The following is a 13,228-nucleotide window of genomic DNA, read 5'->3' as shown; positions in this document are numbered from 1 at the left end:
GTCACTAAGGCTTTTGTGTTAAAATTTTGGTGTGTTTTTACTTTTTCAGCCTTTTGGCGATTTCAACCCCACGCATCAGGAGAATTTTCATGACGAGCAGTTACAGTGCCGATCAGATTCAAGTTCTGGAAGGTCTGGAAGCCGTCCGCAAACGACCGGGGATGTACATTGGTTCTACCGGGCCGCGAGGACTCCACCATTTAGTTTATGAGGTGGTAGATAACTCTGTTGATGAAGCATTAGCAGGATACTGCACGCATATAGAGATAGAGATTAATGCGGATGGTTCTTTGACTGTAACAGATGACGGTCGGGGTATTCCTACTGATACTCATTCGCGGACTGGGAAATCGGCTTTGGAAACCGTAATGACAGTGCTGCACGCTGGCGGTAAGTTTGGCGGTGGCGGCTACAAAGTTTCTGGAGGATTGCACGGGGTTGGGATTTCTGTAGTAAATGCCTTGTCTGAAGTTGTAGAAGTTACAGTCTGGCGCGATAAAAAGGTTCACACCCAACGCTATGAACGGGGTGTACCAGTGACTGAATTGGTAGCGAAGCCATATAAAGAAGCGCGAACTGGGACTTCTGTAACTTTCAAACCCGATATTCAAATTTTTACTACTGGTATTGAGTTTGATTACATCACCCTAGCAGGCCGTCTGCGAGAGTTGGCTTATCTGAATGCTGGGGTGAAGATTACTTTCACAGACAATCGTTTAGAAATTCTCAAAAGCGATACACCCAAGGTCGAAACTTATGAATACAAGGGTGGGATTAAAGAATATATCGCTTACCTGAACCGGGAGAAGCAGCCACTCCATGAAGAAATTATTTATGTCCAGGGAGAACGCAGTAACGTTCAAATCGAAGTGGCGTTGCAGTGGTGTACTGATGCTTACACAGACAACGTTCTAGGTTTTGCTAATAATATCCGCACCGTTGATGGCGGGACGCATTTAGAAGGTTTAAAGGCAGTTTTAACGAGAACCTTAAATGCGATCGCCCGTAAACGAAATAAAATCAAAGAAAATGAACCCAACCTCAGTGGTGAACACGTCCGTGAAGGTTTAACCGCAGTCATTTCTGTCAAAGTCCCTGATCCTGAATTTGAAGGACAAACCAAAACCAAACTTGGTAACACTGAAGTGCGCGGGATTGTTGATTCTTTGGTAGGCGAAGTTCTCACGGAATACCTCGAATTTCATCCGGGGATAGCAGACTCTATCTTAGATAAAGCCATCCAAGCTTTTAAAGCCGCAGAAGCCGCACGCCACGCACGGGAGTTAGTACGGCGTAAATCTGTACTGGAATCCTCGCCATTACCTGGTAAATTAGCAGATTGTAGCTCCCGCGATCCTAGCGAATCTGAAATTTATATTGTGGAAGGTGATTCTGCGGGTGGTAGCGCCAAACAAGGACGCGATCGCCGCACTCAAGCTATCCTCCCCCTGCGTGGTAAAATCCTGAACATCGAAAAAACTGACGATTCTAAAATCTATAAAAACAACGAAATTCAGGCGTTAATCACAGCCTTGGGTTTAGGCGTAAAAGGTGAAGAATTTGACTCTACCCAGCTGCGCTACCACCGCATTATTATCATGACCGACGCGGACGTAGACGGGGCGCACATCCGCACGTTGCTGTTAACATTCTTCTACAGATATCAGCGATCGCTAATTGAGCAAGGTTTCATATATATCGCTTGTCCTCCTTTATATAAAGTAGAACGCGGCAAAAATCACGAGTATTGCTATAGCGAACGAGAACTACAACAAGCAATTGCCAAGTTCCCGGCTAATGCGAACTATACCATTCAACGCTTCAAAGGTTTGGGTGAAATGATGCCCGAACAACTCTGGACAACGACAATGAACCCAGAAACCCGCACCCTCAAGCAAGTTGAAATTGAAGACGCTGCCGAAGCCGATCGCATTTTTACCATTTTAATGGGCGATCGCGTGGCACCTCGACGCGAGTTTATCGAAACTTACGGTTCTAAACTCAATTTAGCAGAACTTGATATATAATATCAAGCTAATATCAATTATCCTGATGTGCAGTAATGGTAGGTAATGGGCGATCGCTCATTACCTTTTTTTATGTCCGATCAGATTCTGGCTGACGATATCCCAATACAGTTCAGTTAAGGCAACAACTTAGACTGGTGTAGGTTGAGTGGAGGAACGGAACCCAACATTCACGCATACTTTGTTGGGTTACGCTATCGCTACACCCAACCTACTATTCTCTTAACTGAACTTTATTGGATTATATCGTGTCGCGGAAAGACTTATCATTAAGACAGAACCGGAGGTAGCACCTCGACCCGACGACCAAAAGCAGGCCATTAGAGAGTTTTAACCTCTAGCCTCTAACCCCTAGCCCCTAACCTCTAGCCTCTAGCCTCTATCCCTACGTAAATTTGTGATAAGTATTATTTCCTGGTTCTAAAAGTTGTTTGATAAAATACATAATTATTAATTAATAAGGTTATTAGTTTTCTTTTTGTCATAAAAGTGCATAAAAACTTTTTTTTGTCAAGTTAGTGGTCAAGTGGGGTGAATACCTAAATCCCAACTTCATTGGCATTTAGCCAAAATTCAAAATCCCTAATCAAGAATTTGTGTAGTCAAATTTCCTTCTAGCCGGAAAAGCATTTGTTATCCTTAAGGTGCGAAGCTTCATCTTGTATACCAACAAAATTGGTTAAGTGTTTAAGGATGTTGAAGATTACACAAAGTCATCATTTTCTTCATAAACCAGTAGTATATTTAACATATGCGTACGTGAGCAAAATTAACTAACTAGATTCTCCACCAAGGCGCTAACTTCACCTATGTCCAACTTACCAGTTACTAGCGGCAAAAATTTGTGGAATATAGTACATGCAAACATCTTGATGTTGTCTTGCTAACATAGCTAATTTGTCTGTATCCAATAAACTTTTGCCGTGAACAGATAAATATCTAAATTAGCAACTGTCAAATTCTTTATAAATTGATTAAAATATCCTTGTATACAATAGGAGCAGTTTGTCAAGATTCATAGGGTTGAAATCTCATCTGTGCGCTAATGTGTGAATAAGACCAACTCAGTTAAAACTTTATTGAACGCCATCTGGCAGATTCTGCCTTACTCTCAACTCCTCAGTTAAGGTAACTGGCATCAACCAAAGTTTAGTGTCTTGATATTAGCAGCATCTTTATGACTGCTTTATATAGCATGACTGCATAACTGTTTGGGATGAGTCATTTATAAAGGAAATGTAAAAATATGCCTCTCAAGACTTCTTGCCTAAGTTAATATAAAACACACTGTTTCTCGGTAATTAATGTTGTAGTTAATACCTAAAATTGTGTGAGGGTGAGAGTAATTTCCTTTGAATGTAAAGATGAGTCCACTGTAATTCCAAAAAGGTTTAAAGAAAATTTAAGGGAATACCTAGCCTTTCTTATATCTTTTTGATAATAGTGGCTTTAACTTACTTAATGACTTCATGATTAACACACAAAAAGAGTGCAATTTTTGTGAAACAGGCTACAATCGGAACAGTCTTTGTAAGAAAATATGCCAGCAATCATAATTGTTTATATGAAGTGGTGAATTTTTGAGCAACACAAAGACAAGTCCTGTTTTAAACAAACAAGTTAAAAGTTGTGTGCGACAGCAACACGCGACTATTAATAAAGTGAGTAAGTCAGCAGTCAACGCGACTTTTCACACTTCAATAAATAACTCCTCCAAAATGGAGTAAAACCACCGAAAAGTTTTCAGGGAAAACAGCCTAAAACCCGATTTTTCGGTTGTTAAATAGCCCTCATAACAAGAGTGCTAAATACATCTTGAGTAATTGAAGTAATTGATTCTGCAAGGAGCATGAGGAACGCGGCATGAACCAGGCTAACAACGTACTCGAAAGCAATTATCAGCCTGACCTAGAAATAATAAATCAGCCTGATTTCGAGGAGTTAGAAGACCTCCTGATCGAAGAAGAGGATGACTTGCTTCTCGTTGATGACGGCGACATGGATGAATTTTTAGAGCCTCAGTCTGATGAGGACGACGCAAAGTCTGGAAAAGCCGCTAAATCGCGTCGTCGCACACAAAGCAAGAAAAAGCATTACACCGAAGATTCAATTCGTCTTTACTTGCAAGAAATTGGGCGAATTCGCTTATTGCGGGCTGATGAAGAAATTGAATTAGCACGGAAAATCGCCGATTTACTGGAATTAGAAAGAGTCAGAGAAAGACTCTCAGAACAGTTAGATCGCGATCCCCGTGATAGTGAATGGGCAGAAGCAGTACAATTGCCGTTGCCAGCTTTTCGTTATCGTCTGCACATTGGCCGGAGAGCAAAAGATAAAATGGTGCAGTCAAACCTCCGGTTGGTGGTTTCGATTGCGAAGAAATACATGAACCGTGGTTTATCATTCCAAGACTTAATTCAAGAAGGTAGCCTTGGTTTGATTCGTGCGGCGGAAAAATTCGACCACGAAAAAGGTTATAAATTCTCCACCTACGCTACATGGTGGATTCGTCAGGCCATCACCAGAGCGATCGCTGATCAATCTCGGACTATCCGCCTACCAGTTCACCTTTACGAAACTATATCCCGGATTAAGAAAACCACCAAGCTACTTTCTCAAGAAATGGGTCGCAAACCTACAGAAGAAGAAATTGCGACTCGGATGGAAATGACCATCGAGAAACTGCGGTTTATTGCTAAATCTGCACAGCTACCAATTTCCTTAGAAACCCCCATTGGTAAAGAAGAAGATTCTCGCTTGGGTGATTTTATTGAATCTGATGGTGAAACCCCAGAAGATCAAGTTTCTAAGAACTTGTTGCGGGAAGATTTAGAAAAAGTTCTGGATAGCCTCAGCCCCCGCGAACGCGATGTTCTTAGACTGCGTTACGGCTTGGATGATGGACGGATGAAAACCCTGGAAGAAATTGGCCAAATTTTCAACGTTACCCGCGAACGTATTCGTCAAATTGAAGCCAAAGCCCTCCGCAAATTACGCCACCCCAACCGTAATAGTGTCCTCAAGGAATATATTCGGTAGTCAACCAATTTTAGATTTTGGATTTTAGATTTACTCCAACTCCAAGGAAAGGGGTCTGAACTAATAATCCAAAGTCCAAAATTTAAAATCTCAAATTTGGAGATTCAACAATTAATAGTCATCAGTTTCTAACAAATGACTATTGACTAAGGACAAATAACAAGAATAAACAACCTGGTAGTTAATTGCTACCAGGTTTTTATTTTTCATATTCTTAAAAAAGTGAGTTCGTTACTTAAAACTTAAAGAATTCCCCAGAAATGTAGGAAGCCTTGACCAGAAAATAATTCAATCAACACCGCAGCTAAAAAGCCAATCATTGCTAAACGACCATTCCAAATTTCTGCTTGTGGAGTAAAACCCCAACGCCAAGCATTACGATCTTCAACTACAGGAGCGGTGATTTTTGTGGTTGTGTTAGTCATTGTTAAAACTCCAAACTGGATTTACTCAAGATTTATTGCCTTATGTAAACTAATATAACAACTTTTTTAAGAAATGCAACATTTGTTGATATTCACCAAAGTGCGATCGCACCGAACTATTCTCATACCAATAAATTGTGTAGAGACAAAAAACTGTTTGCTCTGATAAACAATGAAGGTATGGGGCAGATTATGTATTAGTTAACAAAACAAATAACCGGAAAAATCTCTCTTCCGGTTGATCATTAATCTGTAAATTTGATATAGCAATCCTATCTGAGTTGTGAAAAAGTATTCTTTTTAACGAACCGCAAAGGACGCATAGACGCGATAGCGGCTTCCCGCAGGGTAGGACACAAAGAAAGAGAGGAAGGAAAAGAAAGGAAATTTCACGAATGATTTAGCACTGCTATGGGAGTTCCGCAATCATAAATCCGCTACACACTCTTGTTCTGATTTGTGAATTCTGACTGCTGAGTTCTTCTTCAATAATTTTTTCTGATTTTTCCTATATTTTGACTACTGAATTCTTACGAATCAAGACTGAACCAGATGAGAGCGCACATCAACAACAGCAATAATTTTCTCATCTCGATTGAGTTGCAGAATGCTTTCGCCTGTTGTATCTCTAGTCAAAACCGGGACTGTATCTACAGTTAGCCGGACTACACGCTCTTTATTGGTGATGAGTGCGACTTCTGGGGTAGTTGCCTTCACCATACTGGCTAAGTTGTCGGTTTTACTCGCAAACTTCAGTGCTTGTGTACCTAAATCGCCACGGTTCGCTGCTCTTAATTGACTTGCGGGCATCCGCTTGGCGTATCCTTGTTGAGTCACTAACAGCAATTGGTCATCTTTACCCACAGTTGCACAGCCAACCATCTGCTGATTTCGCAACAGTCGAAAGGCTTGTAAACCCATCGCGGTTCTACCCATAACAGTTAACTGTTCGTCATTCACCGCAAACCGCAATAATCGCCCACCGGAACTAGCTAAAATTAAATGTTCTCCTGTGGTGGTGAACTGAGTAAATAACAATTCATCATCGTCTTTGAGTTTGACAATTGTGATTCCGCGACGAGTCAGGTTAGTAAATTCTGCCAAAGATAACCGCTTGATTCTGCCTTGTTTTGTCAGGAGAATCATTTGCTTGGAGTCGAAATCTGCTGGTAATAAAAAGCGGCTGACAACAGGTTCTTGACTGCCTTGGGCTGTAGTGGTGAGTGTGGTAATTAATGGTGTTCCCCGTGGAGAACGACCCGTAGTTAAGGGAATGTCGCCGACTCGCACAGGATAAACTTTGCCACCACTGGTCAGAATGAGTAAATCTTGGTTTGTATCGGTTAATTCCGTTTGGATGAGGAAATCATTGTCTGGTAGACCATTTTCTACTTTTGATTTTTTCCCAGTGGTGGCTAGGCGACGGACATAACCCCGTTGGGTAAACTCCAGAATTGCGTCTTCCGCAGGCTGTTCGATGGCGGGACTTTCTTCAGTTTCTTCGGTTTTACGACTTCTAGAACCTTCTGCTGTTTTGCTTTTTGGGAATTCCTCGGCTACGCTGAGGCCTAGCTTAGTACGTCGCGGATCATTATACTTGCGCTTGAGCGATCGCAAATCTTTTTTCAGTGACTTTAACAATTCCCGGCGATCGCTAAGTAAGTTTTGCAATAAGGCAATTTGTGAAGTGAGTTGCTCAAATTCTTGCTGCAAATTCTGTTGTTCTAAACTTGTTAAGCGCCGCAAAGGCATAGCTAAAATTGCGTCTGCTTGCGTCTCACTTAAATTTAACTGGCTACTCAAATTCATTTTGGCTGTACTACCGTCAGCAGCTTGGCGCAAAATGCTAATCACTTCATCGACTTGAGATAAGGCTTTGAGTAAACCCTCAACTATATGCAAGCGACTTTCAGCTTTACCTAATTCGTAACTATAGCGACGGTTGAGGGTTGCTTCTCGGAAATTGAGAAACTCTTGTAACAATTGACGCAGGCTTAATTGCCGGGGTTGTCCTTCGACAATTGCCAGTAAAATTGCCCCAAAATTAGTTTGTAAAGCAGTTTGATGATACAAATGTTGCAATACTTCTTGGGGATTTGTATCACGTTTGAGTTCAATGACTACCCGCATCCCTTCGCGATCGCTTTCATCACGAATATCAGAAATACCCTGCAAGCGTCCTTGGTTAACTAACTCTGCGACCTTTTCAATCCAGCCAGCCTTATTCACTTGATAAGGCAATTCCGTAATTACAATGGCTGTCCGGCGCTTTGTTCCCTTCCCGCCAGCAACTTCTTCAATTTGGGCAACACCCCGTAAGATAATTCCACCTTTACCTGTGGTGTATGCTTCTCTAATGCCTGCATCACCCACAATTTCCCCACCAGTAGGAAAGTCTGGCCCTGGAATTAACTCTAATAACTTTTCATCCGCTAAATCTGGCTGGTCGATTAAAGCAATTAAGCCATCAACAATTTCCCCCAAATTGTGCGGCGGAATATTCGTGGCCATACCCACAGCAATTCCCGCACAACCATTGAGTAACAAAAAGGGTAACTGTGCAGGTAATACTGTGGGTTCTTGCTGGGAATTATCAAAGTTGCCGATAAATTCTACAGTTTCTTCACCGATTTCTGTCAGCATCCCCTCATGGCTAATGGATGCTAAACGAGTTTCGGTGTAACGCATGGCGGCTGGTGGGTCATTATCCACGCTGCCAAAATTGCCATGTCCTGCTAGTAAAGGATAACGGCTGGAAAAATCTTGCACCAACCTCACCAAAGCATCATAAACTGCTTGATCACCGTGGGGGTGGTATTTACCTAGTACATCACCCACCACACGCGCACATTTACGATACGGTCTGTCTGGTGTTAAACCTAGTTCGTGCATGGCATATAAAATGCGCCGATGCACAGGCTTTAAGCCATCGCGGACATCTGGCAAAGCTCGCCCAACAATCACACTCATGGCATATTCTAGATAAGACCTTTGCATCTCGGTGTGCAAGGCTGTTGTAATTACCTGTCCCGTTGAGAGAAGGTTTAACTGTTTTGCCATGAGTTTTTTCCCTGAAAGTTAACTACACAAAAATCTCTATAACTGAACAATGCAGCAAACACAGCATAACGGATGAAAAGACATTCCTAACACAATCTTGTTAGCCACAGGATAAACGGCAGTAGTATTATCCTTGATGACGGGAACATACATTAGTGATTAAAAAAGAGCTAGACAACTTTGCTGCTCAGTGCATTCTTCCCTTAACCTCTATTAATAAAATTCTCATGAAAACAGTTTTAATTGTTGAAGACGATCTAATTAATGCTCGCGTTTTTTCCAAAATTTTGACTAAGCGCGGTGGACTAGATGTAAAACATACCGAAAATGTCGAAGAAGTAATCCAAATTGCTCAGTCTGGGAACGCCGACTTAATTTTAATGGATGTTTCTTTGTCTAGAAGTGTCTATCAAGGTAAATCTGTTGATGGTATCAAAATTACCCAAATGTTAAAGGCTGATCCACAAACAGCCAAATTACCGATCATTTTAGTGACTGCACACGCGATGGAAGGCGATCGCGAGAACTTCCTCAAGCAAAGCGGCGCTGACGGTTACATCTCTAAGCCTGTTGTTGACCACCAACAATTTGTTGACCAAATCATGGCACTGCTTCCCCATTCATGACCGCTAGGAATTAACTAGACTCTGTGAAAATATTCGCCCGAAAGCACAGTGTTTTTGGGCGAATATTTTCCTTTTATCTAGTATATGTGTACTATAAGATACGTTTTTCCGCAAGTAGTAGTGAGAAAAAAGTGCTGAGTGCTGAGTAAGAGTCGAGATTAATCATCAGAACCATCATATTTGGTAAATGCCCTACACCGCGTAGCGGTCTTTTGACTCAGCACTTTCAACTCAGCACTCAGCACTCCTTACTGCGTTGGCTGTTGCTGTAGAGCTGCTTGAATGCGGGGCAGTTCTAAAAATTTCTTAGTATCAGTTAGTAAACGTTCACCCCAAAGATTTTCTTTTAAAAAATCTAAATCAGCGTAACGCTGATCAATACGTAAAGCGTTTTCTCCCAATGTCAAACTTTGTTGACGATCGCCTTTAGTATATAGTGCGACTGCTAAAGCTAATAAAGGTTCAGCCGCTTGCTTATCGATAGATATAGCCGTTTGCCATTGCTTAATGGCAGCATCAGTTTGACCCTGTTCGTATTGAATTAAGCCAATGTTATTAATTGCCGCCCAGAATTTTTTATTTTGGGCAACAGCTTGATTATATTGGGCGATCGCCTCTGGTAATTTACCCAGCATATAGTAGGCATTACCTAAATCAAACAAAGCTTCTGGGTCATTGGGTTTGAGCTTTAAACCTGCTTGATAATTAGTAACTGCCGCATCATACTGTTTCTGTTGAAAATTAGCCGAACCCATCGCAAAAAAAACATCGGCATTTTTAGGGTTGAGCGATTGTGCTTTTTTCAAAGCTGCAAGCGCCGGCTCAAATTCCCGATTTTGTAAATGCAAACCACCCAACAGCAACCAAACTTTATCATTTTTGGGAGCCAGTTGGCTGGCCAACCGCGCTCTTGGTAAAGCTAAATCAATCTGCTGAAACTGAGCGAGTTGCGCTGCTTCTTGAGCTAAAGCCAAACCTTGCTTCTCCAGTTTTGCTGGATCTAGTTGCAGGGTATGGGGAACGAGTGCCTGTGCATGAGCTACTTGGGGTAAACTCAACAAACTACAGGCAACCAGAAATGAAATCAAACCAACGTGTTTAGGCACACTACCGCCTCTTACCACAAATCGAATCATCTGTCAGTTAGCTTAAACGATCTCCACTTTAGCTGACAGGCCAAGTTTACAGTCGTTAGCAATGGCTGTATTCATCACCTTAGCTTAATTGAGTTGGGAGTGGGGAGTTGGGAGTGGTGAAGGTTAGGGAGAAACACCAGACGATTGGAAATCGCCGTTTATCTTGCACACAAACAAAGTCCACACTTCGACTTCGCTCAGTGACCGCACTTCGGCTACTTCGGCTGCGCTCAGTACAAGTTCGCTCAGTGAACACACTTCGAGGACTATCTAAAAACCCGCGCAGGCGAGTTTAGTTTGTATAACCCCAGCCCAGACTTCAGTCTGAGGGCTATGTGCTGAAAGTGGATGCACCCTTCCCTATTCCCTACTCCCCATTCCCTATCTCCCCAGTATTGACATCAGCATGAACCAAGCATAAATTCATCAGTATGTAGTTACTTCTGTATGGCTCGTAAACCTAAAATTACTAATCAGCAAATTTTAGAAGCTGCTCGCCAAGTTTTCTTTCAGCAAGGTTTTAGTGGTTCCACAATCGAAATTGCTCAGTTGGCTGGTATTTCTGAGGCTTTAATTTTCAAGCGTTTTTCTACAAAAGAAGAATTGTTTTTTGCGGCAATGGGGCTTCCAGAAAAGGCTTTGTGGATGAAAGAATTGGAAAACTTATGCGGCAAGGGTAATCTCAAAGAAAATCTGATTCAGGTCTGTTTTCAAATTCTGGAATTTTACAGTGAAGTCCTACCCCGGTTTATGATGTTGCGTTCTCGTGGCAATGCCATTCCAGAAAATTGTATGACCAAAGAACAAGGGCCAGTACAAGATGTAAAAGTACTTACTGATTTTCTAGAACAAGAAATTAGTCTCAGTAGATTGCGTCCAGTTAATGCCAAAATAATTGCTCATATTTTAGTAGGAACTCTGATGAACTACGCCCTCTCAGAACAACTACATTTCTCGCCAAATCATTGCCAAACAGAAGCTATTCCAGACTTTGATTTAAAACAGCAACCAAAAGTAGAGTTTTCATTTGTACAGGGTTTGATAGAAGCAATTTGGTTGGGGATTGCACCGATTTAATCCAAATAGGGCTTAGGCGGTGAGATGAAAATCAAGGGTGTAGGGGTGTAGGAGTGTGGGGAGTGTGGGGAGTGTGGGGGGAAAGATTTCTTTACCATCCTCCCACACTTCCCACTCCCAACTCCCGTCCTGCACAGATAATCACACCAAATTACTATACTAGCGATCGCCCTGTGCCGAATTCTACCTGTTAGCAGTTAACATAAAACAGCTGTTGAACTGAGTCTACTGGGGCAGAATAGAAAGCATGTCCATTGAATCAAACTCACCCAAACCCCAAAACCCAGAACCTTTAACCGAAGAGGAACCAAACGATTTCGATCATGGCTTGATGGATAATCATGTCAATCCCGAAGCACTGACGGCACAACAAGCTTTAGCGGCGATTTCATCTTTGCAATCATCGCAAAATAATGCCGTTATGCAGCAAGCCCGTTCTCAGGTACTACAACGCTCTATTCCGCACTTTACAGTTAAACCCAGGGCATTAATCGTCACGGTAGCAGCGATCGCTATGACTTTGCTGGGAGTGATCATCAATAACTGGATAATTGGAATTTTGGGAACCTTGGTGACTTTGGTATTATCTCTAGCGATGCTCTTGCCTTGGTTGCAATATGTCCTCAAAGAATGGTTTACACCAGAAGACAGAACCTTGTTTGTTGGTTTTTTGGGATTAATCGCTGCATTGGTAGGCTTGATCAAATTTTCTGGTACAGGCGATCGCTTACTGATGTTTGGGCAAAAAATCAACTGGGAAGCTTCTGGTACATTAGCAGAATGGTTTGGAGCATTGGGGCAAATTTTAATTGCCATTATTGCTGTTTATGTAGCTTGGCGACAGTATGTAATTTCCAAAGACCTGACCATTCAACAAAATTTGCTGACAGTTCAACAAAATATCATTACTCAACAGCAGACCATAGATTCTTATTTCCAGGGCGTTTCTGACTTGGTGTTAGATGAAGAAGGCTTACTAGAGGACTGGCCCCAAGAAAGAGCGATCGCAGAAGGTCGCACAGCAGCCATTTTTAGTAGTGTTGATGGTAGTGGTAAAGCCAAAATTCTCCGCTTTTTATCCCGTTCTAAGCTACTCACACCCTTAAAACGCGATCGGCGCTTAGGTCGAGCCATTCTCAACGGTATGGGTGGTTATGAAGAAGACCGCCTAGAAGGTGTGCGTGTAATTGACTTAGGTGTAATGTTAGCCGCAGCCGACCTTTCCGCAACAGATTTACGCTGGACTGACTTGAGTGAAGCGAATTTAGTCCGTGTCAACCTGAGTGATTGCGACTTGGTAAAAGCCAACCTCTCGCGCACCATTTTGTATAATGCCAATCTTAGGGGCGCAGACCTCAATGGAGTACGTTTATTTTATGGCTCCCTAGAGAAAGCCTCACCCCGTAGCCGCTCAGAACCACCCAACTACGAAACTGGTGAACACACAGGTGCTGTCATTGAAAATGCCGACTTCACCAACGCCCAAAGAATTTCTGAAACTAACCGTTACTACTGCTGTGCTTGGGGTGGAGAAGCAACTAGAGCCACCATTCCCGGCGGTTGTGAAGGTATTCCCAACTTATTGGGGAGATAAATCAAGTCAAAAGTCAAAAGTTAAAAGTCAAAAATTCTCTATCTTTTGGCTTCTCCGTAGGGGTGTAGCCCGGATTTCTCACCACACCTTTCAAAGCCTGTGCAGGGGAGCAGGGGAGCAGGGGAGAATGAAGGTACTCTCTCCCCTGCCCCTCCGCACCTCTGCCCCATCAAACGCCTGAAGCTTGTGAGAAATGCGGGTGTAGGTGTTCAAAACCCTCACACCCTCAAACCCTTACACCCAT

The 13,228-nt window shown here is 42.4% G+C and carries 8 protein-coding genes; 5 read left to right on the top strand and 3 right to left on the bottom strand.

From position 1 onward, the window contains the following. Nucleotides 1-89 precede the first annotated feature (89 nt). A complete protein-coding gene (gene gyrB / locus H6G77_RS10555) occupies nucleotides 90-2,027 on the top strand; it encodes a DNA topoisomerase (ATP-hydrolyzing) subunit B (RefSeq protein WP_190590534.1) in 1,938 nt (645 codons plus the stop codon). 1,863 nt (nucleotides 2,028-3,890) lie between these two features. Next, a complete protein-coding gene (gene rpoD / locus H6G77_RS10550) occupies nucleotides 3,891-5,066 on the top strand; it encodes an RNA polymerase sigma factor RpoD (protein WP_190590535.1) in 1,176 nt (391 codons plus the stop codon). 242 nt (nucleotides 5,067-5,308) lie between these two features. Here the strand turns inward: rpoD and H6G77_RS10545 are convergent, their stop codons facing one another. Both H6G77_RS10545 and gyrA read right to left on the bottom strand, forming a co-directional pair. After that, nucleotides 5,309-5,491, bottom strand: a complete 183-nt coding sequence (locus tag H6G77_RS10545) for a chlorophyll a/b-binding protein (protein WP_190590536.1) — start codon at nucleotides 5,489-5,491, stop codon at nucleotides 5,309-5,311. Nucleotides 5,492-6,028: 537 nt separating this feature from the next. Further along, complete coding sequence (gene gyrA / locus H6G77_RS10540; RefSeq protein WP_190871526.1) at nucleotides 6,029-8,551, bottom strand: DNA gyrase subunit A; 2,523 nt, start codon at nucleotides 8,549-8,551, stop codon at nucleotides 6,029-6,031. A 227-nt stretch (nucleotides 8,552-8,778) separates the two neighbouring features. Between gyrA and H6G77_RS10535 the strand changes: the two genes are divergently transcribed. Next, complete coding sequence (locus tag H6G77_RS10535; RefSeq protein ID WP_190590538.1) at nucleotides 8,779-9,177, top strand: response regulator; 399 nt, start codon at nucleotides 8,779-8,781, stop codon at nucleotides 9,175-9,177. Nucleotides 9,178-9,425: 248 nt separating this feature from the next. Here H6G77_RS10535 and H6G77_RS10530 read toward each other — a convergent pair whose 3' ends face one another. Beyond that, nucleotides 9,426-10,283: a tetratricopeptide repeat protein gene (locus tag H6G77_RS10530; protein WP_190590574.1), complete on the bottom strand. Its 858-nt coding sequence runs from the start codon at nucleotides 10,281-10,283 to the stop codon at nucleotides 9,426-9,428. 477 nt (nucleotides 10,284-10,760) lie between these two features. On the opposite strand from H6G77_RS10530, the gene H6G77_RS10525 reads away from it, so the two are divergent. Then, a complete protein-coding gene (locus tag H6G77_RS10525; RefSeq protein WP_190672602.1) occupies nucleotides 10,761-11,390 on the top strand; it encodes a TetR/AcrR family transcriptional regulator in 630 nt (209 codons plus the stop codon). Nucleotides 11,391-11,637: 247 nt separating this feature from the next. Beyond that, nucleotides 11,638-12,984: a pentapeptide repeat-containing protein gene (locus H6G77_RS10520; protein ID WP_190672605.1), complete on the top strand. Its 1,347-nt coding sequence runs from the start codon at nucleotides 11,638-11,640 to the stop codon at nucleotides 12,982-12,984. Nucleotides 12,985-13,228: the final 244 nt, after the last annotated feature.

Source organism: Aulosira sp. FACHB-615 (genome assembly GCF_014698045.1).
In the GTDB taxonomy this organism is placed as follows: Bacteria; Cyanobacteriota; Cyanobacteriia; order Cyanobacteriales; family Nostocaceae; genus Nostoc_B.
The sequence above is the reverse complement of the archived record's forward strand: the minus strand, read 5'-3'. Positions and strand labels throughout refer to the sequence as shown.

What these genes read in the sequence shown, in the direction of transcription:
- gyrB (WP_190590534.1), top strand. Translation starts at nt 90, where the DNA reads ATGACGAGCAGTTACAGTGCCGATCAGATTCAAGTTCTGGAAGGTCTG.
- rpoD (WP_190590535.1), top strand. Translation starts at nt 3,891, where the DNA reads ATGAACCAGGCTAACAACGTACTCGAAAGCAATTATCAGCCTGACCTA.
- H6G77_RS10545 (WP_190590536.1), bottom strand. Translation starts at nt 5,491, where the DNA reads ATGACTAACACAACCACAAAAATCACCGCTCCTGTAGTTGAAGATCGT.
- gyrA (WP_190871526.1), bottom strand. Translation starts at nt 8,551, where the DNA reads ATGGCAAAACAGTTAAACCTTCTCTCAACGGGACAGGTAATTACAACA.
- H6G77_RS10535 (WP_190590538.1), top strand. Translation starts at nt 8,779, where the DNA reads ATGAAAACAGTTTTAATTGTTGAAGACGATCTAATTAATGCTCGCGTT.
- H6G77_RS10525 (WP_190672602.1), top strand. Translation starts at nt 10,761, where the DNA reads ATGGCTCGTAAACCTAAAATTACTAATCAGCAAATTTTAGAAGCTGCT.
- H6G77_RS10520 (WP_190672605.1), top strand. Translation starts at nt 11,638, where the DNA reads ATGTCCATTGAATCAAACTCACCCAAACCCCAAAACCCAGAACCTTTA.